The following is a 23,939-nucleotide window of genomic DNA, read 5'->3' on the forward strand; positions in this document are numbered from 1 at the left end:
TACCCTTAAGATACTCTCAGGTTCCTGACGATAAATAAGACAAGGAACCTGGGACAAGGGATGGGGCATGAACAGTCTTTCGGATTTGATTCAGCAGGCGCGACGGATGCAAGCCAGCGATATCCACTTGGAATCTGGCGGCAGAGTTTATTTCCGTTGCGATGGGAAGGTCAAAAGTCAAGGTGACGTTATCAGTTTCGATAAGCTTCGCCAGTGGACCATGGACCTGCTGGGACCTCGTTATGAAACCCTGAAATCGGAGCGATCCTTTGACCTCTCCGAGCAGCTGGGGGGCGCCCGATGCCGTATCCATATTTTTTATAGCGCCCGCGGATTGTCCTATTCCGTTCGTCTGCTGGCCCAGAGCCAGCCTACGTTATCCGGCTTAAACCTGCATCCGCATTTCGAAAAAATTCTGCAACTGCAGAATGGACTTGTGCTGATCTCAGGCCCGACCGGATCCGGAAAATCCACCACGCTGGCGGCTTTGATTCATGAATTGAATGTCCGCAAGTCACTGAATATTGTGACCCTCGAACAGCCGATTGAATACTTTCACAGCAACCAGAACTGTTTGATTCGGCAGAGGGAAGTCGGTCGTGATACACCGAGCTTTGATAAGGGACTGAGAGACGCTATGCGGGAGGACCCGGATGTGATCCTGGTCGGCGAACTCAGAGATCGGGAAACGATTCAACTGACCCTGAATGCGGCCGAGACAGGGCACCTCGTGCTGGCGACCCTTCATTCATCGAACGTGAGCGAATCGATCCAGCGCATCCTGAGCGCTTTTCCGGCGGAAATACGCGAGCAAAGTGCAGATCAGCTGGCTCAGGTGCTGCAGGCTGTGGTCTGTCAAACTCTGACCTATATTCCCAAGTTCGATGAACTTGTGCCCGTCTGTGAGCTGTTCTTTACGTCGATTGCAGCCAAATCCAAGATTCGCAACGGCGAAATCAATGCCGTCCCTGACACCTACTATGCGGCGACGGAAGCCGGTTGCCTGACACGTGAGAAATATCGGCAGTGGGTGGAATCCAAACCGAAACTGATCAAGCCTCCACGTAATGCCCCAGTGCCAGCGGCCCCTGCCGAACCCTTGATTCAAGAGCGCTATGAGCCCGCGGTGGAGACCTCGAAAAAATCCAGCAAAGGATCCACCGAGGGTATTTATACCATCGATGATCCGGATGATGATCTTTGGACAGCCATCCGCGATCTGGAAAAAAAATAGGGCGCGTGCTCGCCAGTTTCAATGGCCACGCGCACCTAACAGAGCTTCGGCATAACGTTGGCTCTGCCATTCACTCTGCCGACCCAACCATTCTTCCAGTAAAGTGCTGCCATTCAGGGTTTTTTTGTGAAGCTGGGCCAGGATAAAGACCTGCTCCGTCAGCACCGCTTTTTTCTGCTCGGGACTCAAGGGATTGAGATCGAGATCCGCACTCAGTCGATTGCGTAGCAGGAAGGACTTGCCTTCCCACGTGACAAACGCAAAATAATCCGGCCAGGTCTTGCCCCACATGTCTTCAAGGATGTCTCCGCGGGATAATTTCTGTTGCTGAGCCCAAGGGCCACGCTGAGCCGCGGGATCGGTCAGCTGCTTAAATTCCAAAAGCTGTGGCGTGGAATCAGGCGCTTCCACCAGGAGCAGATAGCGTTCCAGTCCCGCGCTGCCACCGGAATTCACCCGCAGCTGCGCGGCATCAAGAAATTTGCAGGTCGGACATCCGTTGGCCTGCAGTATGGACAATAGAGTTTGACCCTGGGACGCGGCAAGGGCCACGATGGGCCCTTCGAGTTTAATCTTGCCTTTTTTGGTGCTCTGTTTGAGGAGCTTATTTACCAGAGCAGCCGCATCCGGACGCAGACTGTGCGAAGGTCTGTCGGCCATGACCTCGCCGTTCAGAAATCCCACGTAGGCGCGACGCAACTCAGCTTCCAGAGCGCTGTCTTTGATCACAAATTTCAGTGTCGTGAAATAACGCAAGGCATCGAAGATCACCGGGCAGGCGCCGCTGTCATCCACATCATTCGCGGTATACTCGAACGTTCCGCCAAATAAAAGATAACCAAAATTTTCTGGATGCGGATCCCCGAGACAGGGTCCTATCGGTCCCGTGCTGCTCACACGAGCCAGCTCATCATACCAGGTGTTGACGTAAGATCGCATGAACAGCAGACCGCTTTTTTGCGAATGAACCCACTTCTGTTGAAACTGTTCCGCGGACAGATACGGATAGGATTTTCGAAAATAATCGGCGGTCAAGGCTACAGCCGGGGCCAGCGGCGCCTGGCTGAGTTCCGGGAGCTTCAAGCGTTTGGAGCTGGACTGCAGCGAATCATCGACCTGCGACCTGCTGGTACAGCCGATCAGCAGCGCGAGAACTGCGATAAATTGCGTCAATTGGTAGTGGTACATGGTAAGGCCGCCTTGATCATCAGGAAAGTTCCATTCATCGGTTCATCATACATGCCGTTTGGGCATTGAGTAGGTCTTTTCCTGTTTTTTTTTCAGAGACTGTGATAACCATGGGGGGATTCGCCAGGGGTGCCGCAAGGCTGAGAGGAAGATCCAAAGATGCTTCCAACTCTAGAACCTGAACTGGGTAACACCAGCGTAGGAAGAGCGATCCGGCCGCCGGCCTCTCCTTTGCACACCTGGAAGTTTTTACTTCGACACCAACGTATGCCCTCAAGGAGATCCTCTTCATGGCTGGTACAGAACCAACCGTCTTCGAAAAAGTCTACATTCCTGGTGAAATTCATACCCATCTGCGGGTCCCTATGAAACGCATTCAGCTGCAGGAAAAATCCGCGCAGGGCGAAAAAGTTTCGTTGCACCTTTACGATACTTCGGGACCTTATACGGATACCTCAGCCCAGATCGATGTCAAACACGGACTGCCCCGTCTTCGTCAATCCTGGATTGAAGCGCGTGAAGATACTGAAGTGAGCCCAGGTGATGCGCATAGCTCGCTGATTAAACTGCAGGCCCAGAGTCAACTGCCTCTGTCGCAGCATAAACCTCAGCGGGCACGAGCGGGACGTAACGTCACGCAAATGTATTATGCACGTCGCGGCATCATTACTCCGGAAATGGAATACATCGCGATTCGCGAAAATCAGCAGCGCGCTTTGGACAAACAGCGTCTGGACAGCCTCGATCCGGTGGCCCGCGAGCGTGAGGAGCGGTTGCGCGGGAATAGTTTCGGCGCACGCATCCCCGATTATATTACGCCTGAGTTCGTCCGCAGTGAAGTGGCTGCGGGTCGCGCCATCATTCCCTGTAACGTCAATCACCCTGAACTGGAACCGATGATCATCGGCCGTAATTTCCTGGTGAAGGTCAATGCCAACATCGGTAATTCCGCATTGAGCTCAGGCATTGATGAAGAAGTGGAAAAACTCGTCTGGTCGACCAGGTGGGGCGCCGATACTGTGATGGATCTTTCGACTGGAAAGAACATTCACGAAACCCGGGAATGGATTCTGCGCAATTCACCTGTTCCCATCGGAACCGTGCCCTTGTACCAGGCTTTCGAAAAGGTCAACGGCCGTATTGAGGATTTCACTTGGGAAATTTACAAGCAGACCTTGATCGAACAGGCTGAACAGGGCGTGGATTATTTCACCATTCATGCCGGTGTCCTGCGTGAGTATATCCCGTTCACCAAAAATCGCGTGACCGGTATCGTTTCGCGCGGCGGCTCGATCATGGCCCAGTGGTGTATGCACCATAACAAGGAAAATTTCCTTTATACCCACTTTGATGAAATTTGCGAAATCATGAAGGCTTATGATATCGCCTTCTCGCTCGGCGACGGTCTGCGCCCAGGTTCGGTGGCCGATGCCAACGATGCCGCGCAGTTCGGTGAATTGAAGACTCTGGGTGAACTGACTCTGCGCGCCTGGGAACATGATGTCCAGGTCATGGTGGAAGGTCCGGGCCATGTGCCCATGCACCTGATCAAAGAAAACATGGACCGGCAGCTTGAGGTTTGTCATGAAGCCCCATTTTATACCCTCGGGCCGTTGACCACTGACATTGCCCCCGGCTACGATCACATCACCAGCGGCATCGGCGCTGCGATGATTGGCTGGTTCGGGACTGCCATGCTTTGCTATGTGACGCCCAAGGAACATTTGGGACTTCCCAACCGTGAAGACGTGAAGCAGGGCCTGATTGCGTACAAGATTGCGGCTCACGCCGCGGACCTGGCCAAGGGTCATCCGGGAGCGCGTTTGCGCGATGATGCCCTGTCTCGGGCCCGTTTTGCCTTCCGTTGGGAGGATCAGTTTAATCTCTCACTGGATCCAGACACAGCGCGCAAGTATCATGATGAAACGCTGCCGAAGGATCGGTACAAATCCGCTCACTTCTGTTCGATGTGCGGACCATCCTTCTGCTCGATGCGGATCAGCCAGGATCTCGAGAAAAAAATAGCTGGAGGCACAGGTGAGGCATGACTAAACAGGCAGCCATAGCCGGCGCAGGAATCATGGGACTTCTGGCAGCACGTGAGCTGCTGGACCTCGGTTGGAAAGTTCATATTTTTGAAAAAAGGACGGAAGCGGATTACCACCGTTCCACCAGCTTTGCCGCAGCCGGCATGCTGGTTCCTTTTACGGAATTGGAAAGCTCCGATCCCATGACTCATGCGATGGGTATGGAAGCCTTGGAACTCTGGCCTCAGATTATGAGGGCCATCGGTGAGCGGGTGCATTTTCAGCGCAATGGCAGCCTGATTCTTTCGCATTTGCGCGACCGGCCTTTGTTCGATCAAGTGACACAACGAATCACCAAGCAGATCGCCAAGGAACATTATCAGTGGGTTCGTGTCAGTGATATCGAACCCGAACTGGGTGACACCTTCGAACGCGGGCTTTACCTGCCTTTGGAAGGTCACCTCGACAACACGGAATTGATGCCGGCCTTGATACGGCATCTGGCGAAAAGCGACTGCCGTATTCTCTTTGGGGAACCGGTCGAGCAACTGATGCCGCATATCATTGAAACTGGCAAGGGCAGCACCATCTATGATCTCGTCATCGACTGTCGCGGCATAGGCGCTCAGAAGGCCTTGCCGGAGCTGCGCGGCGTGCGCGGTGAGGCATTTTTGGTGGAAACCCCTGCGGTGCAATTACAACGCCCCGTGAAGCTCATGCATCCCCGTTATGGGATCTATATCGTACCGCGCGCCGATCACCGTTATTACATCGGCGCCACCATGATTGAATCCGACAGTGACGCGCCGATCACCGTGCGTTCCGCTCTGGAACTTTTGTCAGCGGCTTATTCCGTGCACAAAGGTTTTGGCGAAGCCACGATTCTGAATACCTACAGTGGACTGCGCCCGGCTCTGCCGCATAATGAGCCGCGCATGTTCTGCCAGCCCGGACGCATTGCCATCAATGGCCTGTTCCGGCATGGATTTCTCGTAGCGCCAGGACTGGCTCGGTGTCTGCGGCTCTATCTGGAAGATAAACCGATACCCTATCCTTCGCTTTTGCAATTTCATTGAGGAACCTTTTATGCAAGTTCGCATCAATGGACAGTTTCGCAGTTTCCAGGGCCCGACAACCATAGAAGGTCTGCTCGAGGACCTGGGTTATCGCAACCATTTCGTGGCTGTGGCCTTGAATCAGCAGTGCATACCCAAACAGCAATTTCAGGAAAAACTCGTGAAGGATCAGGATGAAATTGAAATCCTGGCGCCGATGGCGGGAGGATGACCATGTGGACCTTGGCTGATCGCAGCATCGAAAGCCGTTTGTTTTTGGGCACCGCCCGTTATCCCAGTCCGGAAGTTCTGCAGCATTCCATCAAGGCTTCCGGCACCAATGTGGTGACGGTTTCCCTGCGTCGCGAATCAGCCCAGCAAAATACAGGCAATCGTTTCTGGGATTATCTTCGCCAGACCGGTTGTCATATTCTACCCAATACTGCCGGATGTCTTTCCGTTCGAGAGGCGATCCTCACCGCGCACATGTCGCGGGAGTTGTTTCAAACGAACTGGATCAAACTCGAAGTCATCGGCAATGATGATACTCTGCAGCCGGATCCTTTCGGAACGGTGGAAGCCGCCCGTATTCTCTGTTCCGAAGGTTTTGAAGTCTTTCCTTACACCACCGACGACCTCGTGGTGGCGGAAAAACTTTTGTCCGTCGGCTGCCGTATTATCATGCCCTGGGGTTCGCCGATTGGCTCCGGTCAGGGTTTGCGAAACATCGAAGCGCTCCAAACGTTGAGGCATCGATTGCCCGAGGCGACGCTTGTGGTGGATGCCGGCATCGGTCGTCCCTCGCACGCGGCGCAAGCCCTTGAAATGGGCTATGACGCGGTGCTGGTGAATACGGCTGTGGCTCTGGCTCATGATCCCGTGCGTATGGCGCAAGCTTTTGGAGCGGCGGTCGAGGCTGGCCGTCTGGGCTATGAAGCGGGGATGATGCAGCCTTCATCGCGCGCGCAGGCTTCCTCACCCACCGTTGGCCTTCCTTTCTGGCATCAGGAAGGAGCTCATTGATATGAAGACTCTGTGGACTTTTGGTGGGCATGATCCGAATGCCGTCGCAGGCGTGCAGGCCGACCTGCTGACAGCGCGAGCGCTGGGTGTGATGACGCGCACCATTATCGGCAGTTTTACCGCGCAATCGGATCGCCGGGTGAGTTTAAGCGAGCCCGTGCCCAAACCCTGGCTCAAAGCGCAGTGGCAGACGCTGCGTGAACAGGAAAAACCAGCGGCCATCAAGCTGGGGCTTTTGAATCATCGTGAGCTTTTGGTTTTCTTGCGCGAAGTTCTGACGGAATTGCCCGACGTGCCTGTGATTGCCGATCCGGTTCTGGCGTCAAGTTCTGGACATAATTTTTCACGTGATACTTTGGTCACCGCATGGCGTGAACTGCTTTTTTCGCGTTTGACCCTTTTAACGCCGAATATTCCGGAAGCGGAGCAGCTCCTTGGGTACCGGATGAACGATCCTGAATCAGTCGTGCGTGCCGCTGCCGAATTGCGTTCCTGGGGTCCAGCCGCCGTGTTGATCAAAGGTGGTCATGCGAAATCGGCAACACCGGCTGATTATTTTGATGATGGACACAACCCCTTCTGGTTGATCGGCAAACGCGTGGCGCGTGATTATCGGGGCACCGGTTGCACGCTGGCTACAGCCATCACAGCTCAGCTCAGCAAGGGTTTATCGTTACGGGACGCGGTGGTAACAGCGCACGGATTTTTACAAAGTACCTTGGCACGCAGCGCGGAAGCCTCGCTGCCTTATCTTCAGTATGACAGCAGACCCTTTCCTTTGTCGGGTCTGAGTTATCATTCAGGGGAACCCCTTGCGCAGGGATTTGCCCCCCTTTCGAAAATTGGATTTTATCCCATTGTTCCTGATCTGGCCTGGGTGAAGCGCATGGCCGATGAAGGTGTCCCCAGTCTTCAACTCCGGATGAAAGATGCGTCGGCGGATCAGGTCTCGCGCGTCGTCCGCGAAGCTGTGGTCTACTGCCGCGAACGTGGCGTTCAACTCTTTATCAATGACTATTGGCAGCTGGCCATCGAAGTCGGAGCCTTTGGTGTTCATTTGGGTCAGGAGGATCTGGACCTCCTTTCGCCACGGGATATTCGCAGTCTGCAGAAAAGCGGTCTGCGCCTTGGGGTCAGCACGCATTCCTATGAAGAAGCGGCGCGCGCGATCGCTCTGCGTCCCTCTTATATCGCACTTGGTCCTATCTTCAACACCACCTGCAAGTCAATGGCGTTTGGGCCCCAGGGCATGGAACGCGTGCGGGAATGGAAAGAGCTTTGTGGCGGAATCCCGCTGGTGGCTATTGGCGGTCTGAAGCTGGAGCATGCCCCGACCCTCCTGTCCTATGGGGCATCGGGCCTTTCCGTCATCACAGATGTCCTGGCCCATGTGAATCCCGAAGCGCGTACCCGGGACTGGTTGAATTCCTTCGCCACTCCTTATGGGCAGTGATAAACTGCTTCTGAGGTTTTGACGGAAGGGAAGCAATGACACAAAAGCCGAAAGCTTCACGCAGTGGAGCTCTGATTGTAGGCGCGGGTATATTACTGTCACGGATGATCGGTTTCCTGCGTGAACGTGTCATCGCTCATACCCTGGGCGCCTCCGATGCCGCCGATGTCTTTCGCGCGGCCCTTCGCATTCCCAATCTTTTGCAAAATCTTTTTGGTGAAGGGGCCATGTCCGCCTCATTTATTCCCGTGTATGCTGGACTGCATGCAAAGGATCCCAAGGAAGCGGCGCGCGTGGCTGGTGTGGTTGGATCGATGCTTGCTCTTCTGACATCAATTCTCGTGCTGTTGGGTTATCTTTTCACGCCTCAGCTGGTGAATCTCATTACGCCTGGCTTTACCGGTGTCAAACGCGAAGCGGCCATCACCCTCGTGCGCATTCTCTTCCCTGGAATTGGCCTGCTCGTACTCTCCGCCTTTTGCCTAGGCGTTCTGAACAGCCATCGGCGATTTTTCATCCCTTATGCAGCCCCTGTTTTATGGAGCGGCGCGATCATTGCCACCGCTTATTTTTGGCAGCATCCTGACGCTTATAATTTTGCCGAGCATCTGGCCTGGGGTGCTGTGCTTGGCAGCTTTTTGCAGCTGGCCGTTCAGATTCCTTCACTATGGCCTTATTTGAAAGGCATGAAACTCAGTCTGCACTGGCGGTCGGAACCCGTGCAAACGGTGATAACGCGATTCGTGCCTTCGCTCTTTTCCCGAGGCGTGGTACAGATCAGCGCTTTCTTTGAATCCATGATTGCCAGTTTTCTGCGGTCGGGTTCGATTGCGAACCTGGGTTACGCTCAACTGCTTTATACCCTGCCTACGAGTCTATTTGGAGCTTCCATTGCAGCGTCCAAACTCGTGGATATGTCGATGACGGATCAGCGGCAGGAAATCGGGAAAGACTTGAGCCAGGGCATGCGTCAGCTGGCTTTTTTCATCGTTCCGTCGTCGATTGCCTTTCTCATGCTGGGCCATGTGCTTGCAGCGATTCTCTTTCAAACAGGTAAATTTACCGCCGAAGACGGTCGACGGGTCTGGATTATTCTCGCGGCCTCGTCCATCGGACTTATGGCATCGACGCAGGGTCGACTCCTGACCACGGCCTTTTATGCTTTAAAAAATACCCGCACACCATTTCATTATTCCATCGTGCGTGTCGCCGTCAGTATTGCTCTCGCGGCTTTTTTCAGCCTGCTTTTACCGCGATTTTTGCCCATTCCCCCTGATTGGGCCACCGGCGGGATCGGTCTCGCATCCAGCGTGGCAGGACTGGTGGAATTTTTTCTTCTACGCAAGGCTCTGCTGCAGCAGGTTCCATTTGAGTCGCTGCCCGCCAAATACCTGGGCAGCCTGGCTCTGAGTGCGCTCACGGCGGGTGCCATTGCGTATTCTGTTTTCCACTATGCCTCGAGGCTCCCTCTCCCCATTTGGATCAGCGGGGGATTTTCCATTGCATCGTTTGGGACACTTTATCTCGGTCTGACCTTAACCTTCAAAGTGACAGAATCGCAGTCATTCTACAAAAAAGTCAGAACCCGAGTCCCCCTGCCCCGCAAGAAATAGGACGCTGATTAGTTCACTCCTCGGTATCCTGCTGAACACCCCACCCGACCGCCACACCTTGCGGATAGTAACTGGGATAAGGCACATAGTCATCGATCGCCAGGTCGGGCGTTTGCTTATAAAGACAAGGATAAAGCTTGTCTTTTTTGCTGTCGTTCCAATGAAGACATGGAGTCAGATCAAGAGTTGCATGGCTCGACGGGGAGCTCAAAGTTAACGGACCGCCATCGAAAATGTTCTGAATAAAATGAGGACGGAACGTCAGAGAAGAAGGCGGAACGGAAGTTCCTAAAGAACCCGCGGCGGTACGTTCCAGAAAGAAGTGGCAGCGGTAAGGATAGGTCTTTTCCACAAGGGTTGACGTGGGCCGAAAGCAGGACACTTCATCCTGATAAAAAAGACGGTCGAGGTCAGGGGAAAATTTCTCAGAGACGATTTCCGTGTTGCTCGGCTGCAGGGATTCCAGCCACTGGTACATGGCCCTGGCCTCGGACCCCGTGATAGAGAAAAGGATCCGATCCACGTTCGGATAGCTGATGGATGTGACGGCATACCCATCATTGCCTCCTTGCATGAGAAGTCCTTCGAAGCCTTCGACCAGTTGAAAGCTGCACGCAGTATCAAACGGCACAATGTCGGAACGCACTTTGAGGCAGGGTTTGGCGGGTTGCGCACTGGAGTTCAGGATGAGAGCACCGCCCTGATAAATCCTGATCATGGTATTTAAGCGAAGCTGGGCGGCTTCAGCGACCTCAGTCCAGACGAGCCTCAATTCCACGGCATGTTCCAGGAGGGGGACATAGGTGACGAACTCGGCGACCCCTGGCTTCTCCTGCGAGGGTGCTTTCACGATAAATTCATCGCCCTTGATCACGATATAGCACTGGTTCGGTTTGCAGGCAAAAAGCTGATTTCTGCCCAGAACAGCGCCCTCATTCTGGGGTTTCAAGGCACCTGCCATAGCCCTGTATAAAGCCTCAGCCGGTGTTCCAAAGACTCTCACAACGATGCCGAAGCCTTGGTACTGTTTCATGCTATCGATGGCAGACGCGCCGAAAGACTTGCCAGGAAGACCCAGTAGCATGACAAGGATAAGCCATTTCCTGACTGCGTAATTCATGGACATAACTTGATTCTCCTGAATGGGATTGTCACAAAGCAGGGGACCTGTATCGGTTGTCACGATGGAGGAAATCAATCCAAAAAACAAAAACTGACACTGTTGTCAATTTTCAAATCGCGTGAGTTCATCCTTGGAATCGAGGATGGACAGGACGTCAGCGGGATGTTAGTGATGCCGCTGGCTGCATATTGGTTTCCGGATGGGTCTATGACTGTTTTTTCTCATATCGATCATCTGGGTCTTGTCATTCTGAACGCGGCGACGGGGTCTGAAGCCGTTCAGCAGAGTTTTGCCTACAGAAAAGCCATTGATCCCAAATTTTCGCTGGCCTTCGTGGCTCGCAAGATTGCCTTCAAATCCAGAGGCACGCTGTCACAGATGGTTCATGGCAAACGTTCCATTCCCGTTCGCATGCGGCGGCCCCTGCTGCAGTCGATCACAGGGGATGATGTCCTGACTGAGTATATGGAGCTTCTGCTGGCGCTTGATGATGATCTCCTTGTCCACCAGAAGACATCGGTGGAGCAAAGACTCAAGGCCATCCAGATTTATCTGCGTGATCGATTCACACGCATTCGCTTGCAGCAGGGACTCACGCTTTTCGCTTCGGATATTCTTTGTGCCTTCGATCTCTTTCGCGGCCAGCCGACGGAAAGGGAGCTCATCAACTACTTTGGCAGGTCACGCGTTCAAGACATTCAGCATGCACTTGGCACATTGCTGGCCAATGGCCTCATTCGACGCGAAGGTGAAATCCTGATCCGCACCGAAAAAACCGCACGGTTCGTCACACTGAATGCGGACGACAACTCCAAAGTCAGCTACCTGAAGGAGTCCATTTCCGATGCTCATGAACAGATCCTTCATTGGTTTCCGAATACCGAAGTGAGCTGCTTCGGGTCAACGACGATGAGTGTCAGCAAGGAAACGTATATCAAGATCCTTAAAAAGCTCAAGCAGGACGTATTCCGCTCCTTTTCGGACCTTGAAACCAACCATGCCGATACCATCATACGTTTTAACATGCAGATCTATCCTTTGCGGGCGTGGGATCATTCGCCAAAAACCTAAAAGAGTCCTGTTTCCATTTTGGAAACAGAAATCAGCGAAAGAGCTGCAAAAGTATTCCCCTGACGAAGGCCATATCCTAAAGAAAGGCAGTTGGAATTTAACACCGAACGTGTAAAGGACAGTGCCATGATTAAAACTCGCTCTTTTCTCTCCCATGGATCCTTCCTTCTGACAGCTCTGATGCTAACCCCAGCCGCCCAGGTTCAAGCGGAAATCTTCACGGAAAATTGCGGCATTGCCACGTGCAGCATTTACCTGACACGGAATTCGACCAAAGAACTTTGCGAAAGACTTTGCCAGTATAGCAACTCCAGTACGGCGGCTATTGCCGGAGCTGCAGCGACTGCCTGTGCTCCTATCGGAGGCATTGGCGCTGTGGTGTGTGGGGCCGCCGGAGCCGTGAGCGGGGCATTTTTTATTGACAAGCTCCAGCAGGCAGCGGACAAGAATCAGTGCCTCAGGCTTCGCTATGTCCCAGGCGTCAATACCCCTACCGGACTCTACTCGGATGACTCGGAGCATTGTCACGATTGAAGGACATCGAACTTCGGGCCTCAAGCCCGATATTGAAGGAGATAACCCATGAGCGTGTTGTTCACTTTCTCGTCCATCGCCGGAATCGGACTGATGGCTGCAGGATATGTTGGTCATACAGATCCAGCGGATGGAATTGCACCCAACTCGGCACGTTTGAAGGCGCAATCGACCTGTAGCGCGCAAACCTGTGATTATCGTTATGAGTGGACGACATGCCAATGGGTCTTTCTTACTCTGGAATGCGCCCCCTACGATAGCATGCGAAGCCTGGAGAAAAAGAACGTGAGGCCGCTCGGCACGAAAGCTTATCGCCTCGCTGAGTGGGTGACCGATCTTACCCCTCAGACCATGTACCGATACCGTGTCTGCGGCAAGGCTTCCGACTCTTCGGATTTTACCTGTGGTCCTGAACTTGAATTCACAACGGCGGCCAGCGGACAACCCAATTCCCCGCTGTATAATCAGCAAGGCGCCGTCGCTGCCGGAACAATGTCACATCCCGTCGGTGCGAACCAGGGTCGTGACGTTGGCAATGCGGTGGTTTTCCGGGATCACGCTCTTTACTATTTTGGTGATACGTGGGGCAACGGCTGGTGGCGGACCTCAACGGCGGCCTATGGAACACGTCGCTGGTTCAGCGGTGATTTTCCCCCATTGGACGACGCAAAAGTCACCGATCAACATTTCCAAAATGGAATTCCTAAACAGTTTGTGGTCTACACCGATCGTGAACCTGAATTCGTCTTCAATCAGGATCTCAAAAAAGACGAACGGTACTATCATTGGCCGACTTCCAACTTCATCCGTCCAACCGCTGGCGGTGACGAAGCTTTACTGTTTTGGACCCGTGGCGGTTTCGAAGGCGGAATCCACAAGGCCGGAACCTATCTGGATCGAGTCCGACCAGGCGACTCGACCACCCGTGGTGCCGACGGGCGCGTGCTGATGTGGGCGCAAGGGCAGGCGGATGGCTATCAACCTCTCGATATTGAGCAGGACGGCTTCCGCTTTTTTATTTCGTGCAAGGCTGTGCCTCCAGGCTGGTCCACACGCTGTTTTCTAGCCCGCGTGTCCCCGGGGAGTGCAACGAATCCTGCCGCATACCGCTACTATAATGAGTCGACGAACACCTGGGATGCCAATCAGATCTCCCTGCTTTGCCATGATAAGGAATGCCCGAGTCACATCAAGGGCGGATTGTTTGAAGGGCCGCCCTACATGGGCTATCATCCCTCCATCACATGGAACCCATACCTTGGCAAGTACCTCAGTGTAGCAGGAACCGGCAGCGGTGTTGAGTTGCGCATAGCCGATCAGATCACGGGACCATGGAGTCAACCCACGTCCGTGCCTGGCACCCCGGAAGGTCGCTACGGCTTTCTTCCCAAGACAGCGAAGGAAGGGCTCGATAACTATCATGCGCGCGAACACCTGCATTTAAGAAGCCCCGATGCACGAACCATCGTGGTCAGCTATTTCCATGCGGCAGAGGTCAACTCGCCGGACAATCGAGCCGTTAAACTGGTCAAAATCGAATTGGAAAAAACCATGCAGCGGCCCTGAAAACAGGATTTCAAATCCTGGATCGGGTCCATGCTTTCCCCGCCTTCGATTCCAATGTTTGAAAATGGAAGGGAACGCAGGAGCCTGGCGTATCAGGCTCAAGTCCCAGCAGCCGATGCAGGGCAAACCAAATGGACCCATGGGAGACGATGAGTACCGGACCCTCGTGAGTAGAAACTTCCTGCAAGGCCCGCTGCAGACGCTCGTCCAATTGCAGGCGCGATTCCCCGTTCGGCGGATCCTTTTCCCCTGAAAAAAATTCAGGAACATCCTGCCAGGGTTTTTGCTCCCAAGCCCCGAGCAGCTGCTCTTTAAGATCATCCGTAATAATGATGGGGATTTTAAGTTCTTTGGCAAATGCATCCGCTGTCTGGCGGGCCCGCAGGAGGGGACTGCAGCAGATTGTACGCACCTCGGCCAGAGCGCGAGCGTAGTCACGGGACGCCTGGACAACCTGCCTTTGGCCCTCAGCATTAAGAGGGATATCCCAGGCTCCGCCGCACAGCAATTTTTGAGCATTGGCGTCGGTCAAGGCGTGACGAAGAAAGTAGAAGGATCGCATCAGGAAATTCCTTGCTCCACGCCACGCATCCCTTATGAAAAGCTAGCGAGGTTTTTTGCCTCGCCACGCCTCAGGCTGGTAAGATTAACGAGGTTTTTTGAGAATCCGGGCGTTCCGGATCATATCCTGACCCATAGCCTTGACTTTCAAACTTAAGCTGGAAGCCGGGACTGTCAAGGTTCCGTTGATCGTATCCGCACCATATTTCATCGTATACAGGGGATTGATGTCGGCCCCACGGAAGGTCACGCTGCCGGACCAGGCGTTCAGATTCACGTCAATCCTCCCCGAGGTGTACCAGGAGTTTTTATCGGAGGTGACCCACTTCAGATTCTTGTGCGTGTATTTCACGTAATCATTGGAGCCATCCACGTCAGGCGAGACAGACTTCGAAATTTCAATGCAGCCATCGTCTTCAGAATAGTTGTCACCATCTTTGGTCATGACGCAGGCTTCATTGCTTGCGGTGCTCACCGCATTGACGGTTTTTGCCGAGATATCGATGGTCCTGCCCTCATTGGATACGGAACCGACCGTTTCGCTGGAAAAATTGACCAACATCAAATTTTTATCGCACTCAGGAACCGACTCAATCTCAGTAACTTTCTTGCCATTAAAGGCACTCAAATCGCCGCCCACGCAGGTCTGAGAGATATACACGGACATGGTCATTTTGCTTAAGTCAACGGTCACATCAGGCTGCTCCTGCTCGAAATACGTCTTGAAGCAGCTGAGCAAATCAATATTGACGTTGGCCGTTAACGTCTCACCTTCGGCGGCAATAGTTGCGGCACCGAAGGGATCATTCATACAGGCAGGATCGTCTTCAGACGTTTCGACCTCTTCAGTCGTAGCCTCGGCTTCCGTGGCAAGAAAGTCCCACCGATTCCCTTCCATATGGGAAATAACATCAGATCGCGTCATAGCGGGAAAATCTGTGGGTGCAGCGAGCTCATCCAAAGATAACTTGCCAGAGCCTTCACTTATGGTCGTACCATCTGAACTGCTGGTTTCCTCTTCTGAACTGCTGGCGCCACATCCGGTCAATCCCAACACAACAAACAGTCCAACACCCAGGCTCTTCATGCTTCCTCCAAAGATATTTCATTCTCTACCGATAAAAAAAGGGCTTCCGTTTGGAAGCCCTCAACTGTATATGCGAACCTGATCAGCGTTTGGCCAGTTCATTGGCGGCTTTGAACCGCGCCTTGATGAATTCATTGTCCTTGGTATCCGGACGCATGGCCTGCGCTTCCATCTTCTTTAAGGTGTTGGACGGCCAACCCTTTTGGATCACGTTCACCAACCATTTGGGCAAGTCGCCTTTCGGGTCGGTCTGAATTTCAACAGTGACCTCTGTCGTACGGCCTGGTTTGGGCACGAGCTTATACATACTGCGGGTGAGCTGAGCCCGGACGCCAATCGTTTGCGGCGATTTGGGGTGCTCAGTGGATTTCAACTCGATGACGATCTGATTGGCTTCATTGTCGATCTTCAGCTGACTATGAACGATATAATCGCGATCTTCCAGCGGCCAAGGCAAATCATAAGCGGAATAGGTGACCGATTCGGTCGTGCCTTTTTCGATGATTTTGAAGTCCTTGATCATGTCGATCCATTCTTTTTTCTTCTCGGTGTCCTCATCAAGGATCACCTGAGCGACTTTGGTAATGGAAACCGGCATGATTTTTACGCCCTTAAAAGCGACCAGCGGACTGCCAGGAATTTCCATGCGATAAACCTTGATGCCGTCCTTTTCGCTGACCAGTTCCCATTTTGAACCAGCAAAAGCAAAATGACTCATCATGCCCAGGGCCAGGATGATACTGGCCTTTATAATAGTTCCCTGCATCTCACGACTCCTGGTTGTATTATCCAAACTGATGAAACCTGATTCGGCACTCTTCTTCAGGACCTGAGGCCATCTGATAACCACTTAATATTACATCGTTTTTTGGGTTTCCTTTCCCATAAGTCATTCGGGAGGCTAATGCTTTTTGATTCAAAATGGGCTGGTTAAGGGCATTGTCCGCGCCCTGCCCCTGTGTTAGCATCCGCCCCGAACTGTGACCCAGCGAAAGGATTTTCCTATGACGGCACCACTCCAATCCTTGGTCGCTTCCGGCACCAAACTGTGGCTGGACTCGATCGATCCGAAACTAGTCGAACTGAGCAAGAATCAGGGCGCAACGGGCGCTACGTCCAATCCCATTATCATCGCCAATATCGTGAAAACCGGCCTGATGGATGGCATGATTCGCGAGCTGCGCGCCGAAGGAAAATCTCCTGCAGACGTGGCCTGGACAGTGACCAATCACCTGGTGAGTGAAGCAGAACGCGTTTTCATGCCTGTTTATGAAGCAACCCATGGCAACGACGGCTATGTAAGCTTCGAAGTCGATCCCTTGCTCGAGGATCTGAAACTCGGTCCTCCGCATAAGGAACGCGTGGCTCATTACATCGAACTCGGCAAGTACTGGGCGAAAGGTCATGCCAACCGCATGATTAAAGTTCCGGCAACACCGGCGGGGATTGATGCCCTTGAGGAACTGGCAGCGGCCGGAGTCAACCTGAACGTCACCCTGATTTTCTCGGAAGATCAGTATAATAAAGCCCGCGATGCTGTCTGGAAAGGCGCCCAACGCCTTGCCAATCGCGATCGCTTCAAGAGCGTCTACAGTATTTTCGTTTCGCGTCTTGATGTTTACACCGAAGAGCACGTGCCCGCCCTTGGCGTCGGCCAGGGCTGGGTCGGTATTGTAAACGCCAAACGCATCTGGCAGAAAAACAAGGCCTTCTGGGCCGATAAAAAGATGAAGCTGCAGCAGGAAATGATCTTTGCCAGCACTGGCACCAAAAAACCGACCGATCCGAAGTGGAAGTACGTCGAGGCCTTCGCAGGCAGCGATATCGAAACCAATCCACCGGAAACCAACGAAGCGGTGGCAGTCAGCGGTCGGACCTTCACATCCCAGATTGAGCAAATGCCTCCCAAGGCTGTGCTGGATGCGATCGACCAGCATGTTGATTTCCAAAAACTGGAAAACTTCCTGATGGCGGACGGTTTGAAAAAATTCGCGGATCCGCAAAAAGCGCTTCTCGAACTGATATCCACCAAGTAATTGGCTATAAGAAAGAGGAGTCTGGCTCCTCTTTTTTTTTGGAAGAAACGCCGGTGAAGACTGTGCCCGTGGAGGAACGCCGATGAAGACAGTTCCCATGACAGAGAACGTTTACGACTACCTTGCCCAGCATCAGACGCCGCTTCACCCCATCCTGCCTGAGCTCATCGAAGTCACGCGCCAGCGGCCTGACGCCGGCATGCAGATCGCTGTGGATCAGGGCGTATTCATGAATCAGCTGGTCCGCCTGATCGGAGCCCGCCGGGTTCTGGAAATCGGCTGTTTTACGGGCTACAGCACAATCTGCATGGGTCTGGGCCTGCCGGAAGGGGGCGAAATCATCTCGTGCGATGTCAATCAGGAAACCGCGACCGTGGCCCGTCATTATCTGAAGGCGGCCGGGCTGGAAAAAAAAGCCCAAATTATTCTGGGACCAGCGATCGATACGATGCAAAAGCTGCTGACCAATCGCGGCAAAAACACTTTTGATCTGATTTTTATTGATGCCGATAAAGAAAATTATGGCAGTTATTACGAAATTGGTTTGGAGCTTTTGCGCACCAATGGAGTGATTCTGGCCGATAATGTGCTGTGGAGCGGGCGGATCATCGATTCCGCTGATACCTCGCCCGCAACAGAAGCCCTGCGCCGATTCAATGCCCTTGTGCGCAAAGATAGCCGTGTGGAAGCCAGCATGCTCTCTCTGGCCGATGGCCTGTATATGATTCGTAAGAAGGGCTGACACCTGGAGCGGCGCAGGTTAGAATAAGGGGCGCAGGCGTCAGGCTCGACCCGTTTCTCCGAGAAAGGATTTCTCTATGTTCGGCATTGGTCCCATGGAATTGATCGTAGTCGCCATCGTCGCCATGCTCTTTATTGGGCCCGATAAGCTGCCTGACCTGATGCGTAAATTTGGAAAGATTTTCGTGCAGGTTCGTCGCCAGGCGAATGAAGTGAAAAGCAGCTTCAACGATGTCATTCATGAAGCCGAACGCGATTTTGAACTGGAACGCATCCGCGAATTGCAGAAGAAGTTGCAGAGTACCTCGCCCCAGCAGGTTCTGGATGCTGCCCTGGCTGATTCCAAAACCACAGCAACCCGGCCTCTGCAGGGCCCTGGTCTTGATGATCATGGCCATCCCTTGCCGGGATTTGATGAGAATGGTTATCCTGTGACACCGGAGCATGCCACGCCTCAGGATCCACCCGAGTATCATGAAGGTCACTATGTTGATGGCCAGTTTGTGAAAAACGCCGATACGTTTGTCAGTTATGATGCAAACTGGGATAAGCCTTTGAGTGAACTCTTCCCTGTGCCGCCGCCAGAAACTCCGGCCGAAGGTGCCGCTGCACCCGCTGCCTCTGAGGGCACCGCAGCGCCTGTCACCGCCGCCCAGACCCCGGCACCGATACCTGCTCCAAAGCCTGAAAACGTAGCGGAAAACGTTGAGAAAAAGCCAGAGATCAAACCAGGCTGAAGATTATGCTCAGATGAAGAGAGAGGACCTTGTCATCTTGCGACTCACCACACCTACCAAATGAGTAATAATCTCCTGTTGCCTGGTGTTCCATTTCAGCTTTCCAACCGCGTTGCAAGGCCGTTTTCACCATAATTGATGTTAACCCCCGCCATGGGGCCTTCGGCCGGCAGCCGAGCAAGGCGGCTTGCAGCGCGTCACAGTTTTGAGTTACTTTGCAGACGAAAGTCGTCTCAACAGTCTCTCAATCTGGAGTTGAATGCTGCCATGAAAGATACTTCGCCACGAACGGGACTTTTCCCAAGCCAAGCCCTCGCCACACTTGTCCTTTGGCTCAGCCTGCCGCTGTACTTTTTGCAAGCCACTTGGCTGCATGGGGCCACACGCGCTCCGGTTTGGGGTCAGCGCGGTCTGGTCGCAACTGTGAGTCCGCTGGCGTCGGAAGCAGGGGCCACCATCCTTCGTCAGGGTGGTAACGCCGCGGATGCTGCCGTGGCTGTGGGTTTTGCCTTGGCCGTCACCTGGCCTGCCGCAGGCAACCTGGGCGGAGGTGGTTTTGCGTTGGTTCGTGGTCAGGATGGCAAAAGTACATTTATCGACTACCGGGAGACAGCTCCGGCGGCCGCCGATAAAAACTTTTATCTGGATGCCAAAGGCGAAGTGATCCCTGGGGCCTCGACTGTGGGTTATCGTGCCGTCGGCACACCAGGAACGGTGGCTGGCATGGCCATGCTTCACAAAAAATATGGAAAATTGCCTTGGAAAAAGGTGCTCGAGCCAGCGCGCCGTCTTGCGATTGAAGGCTTTGTGATGGATGAATCCTTTGTCTCGATGCTTGAATCGAACAAGGAACGTCTCGAGAAATTTCCAGGCAGTCGTCACATTTTTTTGAAGGATGGCAAAGGCTTTAAAGCCGGTGATCGGCTTGTGCAGCCGGAACTGGGCTGGAGTATCACCCAGATTCAAAGGCAAGGCGAAAGCGCATTCTATCAGGGCGAGATTGCGCAGCGTTTGGCCAAAGCCATTAAAAAAGGCGGCGGCGTCCTGACTCTCGATGACCTCAAGAATTATAAGGCCGTGGAGCGGGCACCTCTTGAGGGCCGCTTTAAAAATTATCAGATCATAACCGCGCCGCCACCCTCCTCAGGCGGAGCTTTGATTCTGGCTATGCTTGGCATGCTGGAAAAAGATGATTTGGAAGCTCTGGGTTTTGGATCCGCTGCGTATAATCATCTGCTGGTGGAAACCATGAAACGAGCCTTTGCGGATCGCGCCGAATGGTTCGGTGATCCCGATTTTACGCAGAATCCTCTGCAAAAATTTCTGGCCCCGGACTACCTGAGCAAGCGTCGCGCCGGAATCAATCTGACCAAAACCACCCCGAGCCAGGATATTAAACCTGGAGATTTTTCCGATAAGGAAAGCACGGAAACCACCCATTACACCATCGTTGATGCTCAGGGAATGATCATTAGCAATACCTATACACTCAATGGAAGTTTTGGCTCCGGTGCCACTGCCGATGGGACCGGCATCCTGCTGAATAATGAGATGGATGATTTTTCCAGTAAACCGGGGTCACCGAATATGTACGGGCTTCTGCAGGGTGATCGCAATGCCATTGCTCCTAAAAAACGGCCACTCTCATCGATGACACCCACCATTGTTCTTGAAGACGGCAAGCCTATTCTCGCCCTTGGTTCACCAGGTGGTCCGACTATTATCAATTCCGTATTTCAGGTCACGTTGAATACGTTAGTTTTTGGTATGAATATTCAAGCCGCTATCGACGCACCTAAATTTCATCATCAATGGATGCCGGATCGCATCCTCAGCGAACCCTTTGGTATCAACCCTGACACCAAGAAAATCATGCAGAGCATGGGCCATAATTTTGGTGATCGTGTCTTTCAATTTGGTGATGTGCAGGCTGTGTTTTATGATAAAAAAAGACAACAATGGTCGGGCGGCTCGGATTCACGACATGGGGGTTCGGTCGCTGTGGAATAGACATGAATAGTATTCGCAGATTCCAATATAAGTCCCGTATTTGACTCTTGCTCATTGAGGAGCTTTCCTAACGACTCGCAGGCTCTCTCCGGACAGCCTGCGAGTCCCTTGTGACCCTGACCAACCCTAGGGCCCGCTTGCGATACCGCCATGTTTCCCCCTAATTTGCTGGCTTTGCCTCAAAATTCCTGCTATCCGATAGCCATCTTAGGTCATATCCGAGGTATTCCCATGTCACGAGAGAGCAGTCATTCACCAGAGTCGCGAAATGTAGCCGCAAGTGCTGGAAATTTCAGCGACTTTCAGGTGCCGGAAATCCTGGCCCCGGCTGGTGGACGGGCGCAGTTTTTTGCCGCCTTGAACGCAGGGGCTGACGCGGTCTATCTCGGCATGAAGGAATTCAACGCCCGGGGGCGGGCTGAGAATTTCACGCTGGAGGATCTCAGCAGTCTCGTACCATTGGCTCGGAGTCGCGGCATGAAGGTGCTGGTGACGATCAACATCCTGCTCAAGGAAGCCGAGCTTCCGCGCTTGATTGCCGATCTTGCCGAACTGCAGTGGATTGGAGTGGAAGCGGTCATCGTTCAGGATATCGGCGTGGCCCGCTTGATACGCCGCGAGTTTCCCAATCTTCGTCTGCATGCCTCAACCCAGATGGCTGTCCATAATTTGAGCGGTGTGCTCGCGGCTGCGAAACTTGGCTTTCGCCGCGTGGTCATGGCCCGTGAATTGACGGCCCAGGAATTGCGTAAAGTGCGCCGGGACCTTCCGCGGGATCTTGTGGAAATCGAAGCCTTCTGTCACGGCAGCCTCTGCTACAGCTACAGCGGACTCTGCTTTTTTTCGGGAGCCGAAGACGCCCGCAGTGGCAATCGAGGCGAGTGCGCCTATACCTGCCGTAAACCCTATAAAATTCTCAGTGAGCCAGGCCATGGCTTTCTGTTCAGTATGAAGGATCTTAATACCAGCCAGGATCTGGATAAACTGGTCACGGCCGGTATCGATACCTTGAAAATTGAAGGCCGCAAGAAGGACGCCCAGTATGTGGCGACCAGCGTCGGGCTTTATCGCGATAAACTCAATCAACTGTTCGGCCGTGATACTTCCCCTCGCCCTTTACAGCATGAAGTGCGCGATTGGCAAAGGGATATGGCTTTCAGTTTTCATCGTGAGATGACGACCTTCTTTGTCAAAGGCCGCTATCACGAAAACGTAATCGATTTGGCCAACCCCACCCACAAGGGCCTCCTGATTGGAAAAGTGGCCAAGGTGGAAGGCCGCACCATCGAATTTGTGTCCGAGGAAGCCCTGGAACGTTTTGATGGGGTACGCATCGATCCAGCTTTGGATGTTTATCACGCCAGGCCGCAACACGGTGATGCCATCAAAGCCAATCTCAAAACCGCCAATCGCAAGTATGCAGGCGAGGAATGCCAGTTCTCGCTGCGTGATTTTACGGTCCTGCAGCAGCGGCGAACGGAAGCCGCAGCGGGTGAGCGCGTGCGTCTGCAGCTGCCGGATGACATCAAGACTCCAAGACCGGGCGACCTTATCTATAAAATCCGTTCCAATGAATTGAAACGTCATACCGAAGCGTTGAGCCAGGCCCCTGATGACAGTCGCCTGCGTCCCCTGCGTCTTGTGGATTTTAAAATTGCCTCGAACATTCAAGGTGAGCAGCTGGTGTTGACCGTCGAGGCGCGCCTGGCTCACACCACGCTCCTGCGCGTCGAGATTCAAACCCCAGCCCAAAAACCCAACCGTGAGGCACGCCTGCAAAAAGACCTCGAGGAGATGTTCGGGATATTTGGTGAAGCTGAGGTCATGGCGGCATCGTTTGCATGGACCGGAGATTTTGATTGGTTCGTGGCCAAGAGTCTTTTGAAACAGCTGAAAAAACAGGTCTCCGATCAGCTTGTGGAAAGTGTACCGGCCTATACGCAGAATTCGATGGACAAGGCGAACAGCAGTCTGTCCCTGCAGCGTAAAAAATTGGGGCCGGTTCAGGCCGCGCGCTATCAAATCAAGATCGATCGCCTCGAATATCTGCAAACCATGCAGGCGTATGCAGCGGCGCATCCTGATTTTGCGATCGACGAGATTGTGTTTGAACCGAAGCGGGCTTTCCTCGGCAAGACCTCCGCTGAAGCTGTCTTCGCTCAACTGCAAGCGGTCGCCGAAGCCATGAATTGCCAGCTGCGGCTCGCCCTGCCGACCGTGATCCGTGCCTGGGATGAACCCCTTCTGCGGCCTTGGCTGCGCCTTTTCAAGAGCGATGACAAAGAGAAGGCGCGATTTGAAGTCGGCAACCTCGGTGCTCTCGAACTTATCGAGGAAGCCGGCTATCGCCTTGAGGACTGCGATCTGGGTTCTGATTTTACTTTCTATGCGCTGAATACCGAAGCCGTGCACACTCTCGTGGAAAACAATGTCACGCGAGTCTGCCTTTCGGTGGAAGATGATTTGCCAAGCCTCCGCTCCAAGCTGCGCAATTGGCCGGAAGGCGCCGAGCCTCAGGTTATCCTTTATAAGGACACTCCCCTATTCATCGCCGAAGCCTGTTCTCTGACGGCTTTGCATCACGGCTGTCCGACGGCTTCGGTCTGCGGTTATCGCACGCTCGAAATAGAAAACGATGAAGGCGAACGTTTCTTTGTGGCCCATGAAAGCTGCAAATCCATTGTCTATGGCAAGGAGGCTTTCGCGGTCTCCGATCACCGCCGTCGCCTCATGGAACTCGGCGTTCGCGATTTCCGCATCGATTTTCTGACCCGTGAATACACAGCTGAAGCGTTGACCGTCATCCTCGACGGGATCCGTGAAGGCCTTAAACTGCCAGAAACTCACGGAGCGAATTTCGAAAGGGAACTGCTCTAAGTT

Annotated in this window: 20 protein-coding genes; 15 read left to right on the forward strand and 5 right to left on the reverse strand. The window is 53.4% G+C overall.

The genetic code is table 11. The annotated features are described in order from the left end of the window. Positions 1-67 precede the first annotated feature (67 nt). Positions 68-1,234: a type IV pilus twitching motility protein PilT gene (locus VE954_RS30575; RefSeq protein WP_324960130.1), complete on the forward strand. Its 1,167-nt coding sequence runs from the start codon at positions 68-70 to the stop codon at positions 1,232-1,234. A gap of 18 nt (positions 1,235-1,252) precedes the next feature. Here VE954_RS30575 and VE954_RS30580 read toward each other — a convergent pair whose 3' ends face one another. Continuing rightward, the gene (locus VE954_RS30580) at positions 1,253-2,422 is read right to left on the reverse strand and encodes a hypothetical protein (RefSeq protein ID WP_324960132.1); all 1,170 of its coding nucleotides are present in this window, start codon (positions 2,420-2,422) and stop codon (positions 1,253-1,255) included. Between the two features lie 290 nt (positions 2,423-2,712). Here VE954_RS30580 and thiC point away from each other — a divergent pair, with 290 nt between their 5' ends. The 6 genes from thiC to murJ are packed head-to-tail and all read left to right on the forward strand — an operon-like array spanning position 2,713 to position 9,593. After that, on the forward strand, positions 2,713-4,470 hold the full coding sequence (thiC, locus tag VE954_RS30585) for a phosphomethylpyrimidine synthase ThiC (protein ID WP_324960134.1): 1,758 nt from the start codon (positions 2,713-2,715) through the stop codon (positions 4,468-4,470). Further along, the gene (locus VE954_RS30590) at positions 4,467-5,525 is read left to right on the forward strand and encodes an FAD-dependent oxidoreductase (protein ID WP_324960136.1); all 1,059 of its coding nucleotides are present in this window, start codon (positions 4,467-4,469) and stop codon (positions 5,523-5,525) included. Before thiC ends, VE954_RS30590 begins: the two co-directional genes overlap by 4 nt. A 10-nt stretch (positions 5,526-5,535) precedes the next feature. Beyond that, entirely contained in the window at positions 5,536-5,736 is a 201-nt protein-coding gene (thiS, locus tag VE954_RS30595; RefSeq protein ID WP_324960138.1) for a sulfur carrier protein ThiS, read from the forward strand. Between the two features lie 2 nt (positions 5,737-5,738). Further along, the gene (locus VE954_RS30600) at positions 5,739-6,527 is read left to right on the forward strand and encodes a thiazole synthase (protein WP_324960140.1); all 789 of its coding nucleotides are present in this window, start codon (positions 5,739-5,741) and stop codon (positions 6,525-6,527) included. A 1-nt stretch (position 6,528) separates the two neighbouring features. Then, entirely contained in the window at positions 6,529-7,980 is a 1,452-nt protein-coding gene (thiE, locus tag VE954_RS30605) for a thiamine phosphate synthase (protein ID WP_324960142.1), read from the forward strand. A 35-nt stretch (positions 7,981-8,015) separates the two neighbouring features. Continuing rightward, entirely contained in the window at positions 8,016-9,593 is a 1,578-nt protein-coding gene (gene murJ / locus VE954_RS30610; protein ID WP_324960143.1) for a murein biosynthesis integral membrane protein MurJ, read from the forward strand. A gap of 13 nt (positions 9,594-9,606) precedes the next feature. Here the strand turns inward: murJ and VE954_RS30615 are convergent, their stop codons facing one another. After that, entirely contained in the window at positions 9,607-10,719 is a 1,113-nt protein-coding gene (locus VE954_RS30615; protein ID WP_324960145.1) for a hypothetical protein, read from the reverse strand. A 204-nt stretch (positions 10,720-10,923) separates the two neighbouring features. Here VE954_RS30615 and VE954_RS30620 point away from each other — a divergent pair, with 204 nt between their 5' ends. The 3 genes from VE954_RS30620 (at position 10,924) to VE954_RS30630 (ending at position 13,887) form a co-directional block, all read left to right on the forward strand. After that, positions 10,924-11,787 (forward strand): TIGR02147 family protein, encoded by an 864-nt coding sequence (locus VE954_RS30620; protein WP_324960147.1) that lies wholly within the window; start codon positions 10,924-10,926, stop codon positions 11,785-11,787. 126 nt (positions 11,788-11,913) lie between these two features. Continuing rightward, positions 11,914-12,321: a hypothetical protein gene (locus VE954_RS30625; RefSeq protein ID WP_324960149.1), complete on the forward strand. Its 408-nt coding sequence runs from the start codon at positions 11,914-11,916 to the stop codon at positions 12,319-12,321. Between the two features lie 48 nt (positions 12,322-12,369). Continuing rightward, a complete protein-coding gene (locus VE954_RS30630) occupies positions 12,370-13,887 on the forward strand; it encodes a hypothetical protein (protein WP_324960151.1) in 1,518 nt (505 codons plus the stop codon). Positions 13,888-13,897: 10 nt separating this feature from the next. Here VE954_RS30630 and VE954_RS30635 read toward each other — a convergent pair whose 3' ends face one another. The 3 genes from VE954_RS30635 to VE954_RS30645 form a co-directional block, all read right to left on the reverse strand. After that, a complete protein-coding gene (locus VE954_RS30635; RefSeq protein WP_324960153.1) occupies positions 13,898-14,449 on the reverse strand; it encodes a histidine phosphatase family protein in 552 nt (183 codons plus the stop codon). 84 nt (positions 14,450-14,533) lie between these two features. After that, positions 14,534-15,535: a hypothetical protein gene (locus VE954_RS30640; protein WP_324960154.1), complete on the reverse strand. Its 1,002-nt coding sequence runs from the start codon at positions 15,533-15,535 to the stop codon at positions 14,534-14,536. Positions 15,536-15,617: 82 nt separating this feature from the next. Beyond that, complete coding sequence (locus VE954_RS30645; protein ID WP_324960156.1) at positions 15,618-16,301, reverse strand: START domain-containing protein; 684 nt, start codon at positions 16,299-16,301, stop codon at positions 15,618-15,620. Positions 16,302-16,539: 238 nt separating this feature from the next. Here VE954_RS30645 and VE954_RS30650 point away from each other — a divergent pair, with 238 nt between their 5' ends. The 5 genes from VE954_RS30650 (at position 16,540) to VE954_RS30670 (ending at position 23,936) form a co-directional block, all read left to right on the forward strand. Continuing rightward, on the forward strand, positions 16,540-17,571 hold the full coding sequence (locus VE954_RS30650; RefSeq protein ID WP_324960158.1) for a transaldolase family protein: 1,032 nt from the start codon (positions 16,540-16,542) through the stop codon (positions 17,569-17,571). An 82-nt stretch (positions 17,572-17,653) separates the two neighbouring features. Then, complete coding sequence (locus VE954_RS30655; RefSeq protein WP_324960160.1) at positions 17,654-18,313, forward strand: O-methyltransferase; 660 nt, start codon at positions 17,654-17,656, stop codon at positions 18,311-18,313. A 76-nt stretch (positions 18,314-18,389) separates the two neighbouring features. Beyond that, on the forward strand, positions 18,390-19,049 hold the full coding sequence (tatB, locus tag VE954_RS30660) for a Sec-independent protein translocase protein TatB (RefSeq protein WP_324960161.1): 660 nt from the start codon (positions 18,390-18,392) through the stop codon (positions 19,047-19,049). A 267-nt stretch (positions 19,050-19,316) separates the two neighbouring features. Beyond that, positions 19,317-21,059, forward strand: coding sequence for a gamma-glutamyltransferase (ggt, locus tag VE954_RS30665; RefSeq protein ID WP_324960163.1), 1,743 nt, complete (start codon positions 19,317-19,319; stop codon positions 21,057-21,059). A 231-nt stretch (positions 21,060-21,290) separates the two neighbouring features. Continuing rightward, positions 21,291-23,936: a peptidase U32 family protein gene (locus VE954_RS30670; RefSeq protein WP_324960165.1), complete on the forward strand. Its 2,646-nt coding sequence runs from the start codon at positions 21,291-21,293 to the stop codon at positions 23,934-23,936. Positions 23,937-23,939: the final 3 nt, after the last annotated feature.

The sequence above is a fragment of the Oligoflexus sp. genome, assembly GCF_035638955.1.
In the GTDB taxonomy this organism is placed as follows: domain Bacteria; phylum Bdellovibrionota_B; class Oligoflexia; order Oligoflexales; family Oligoflexaceae; genus Oligoflexus.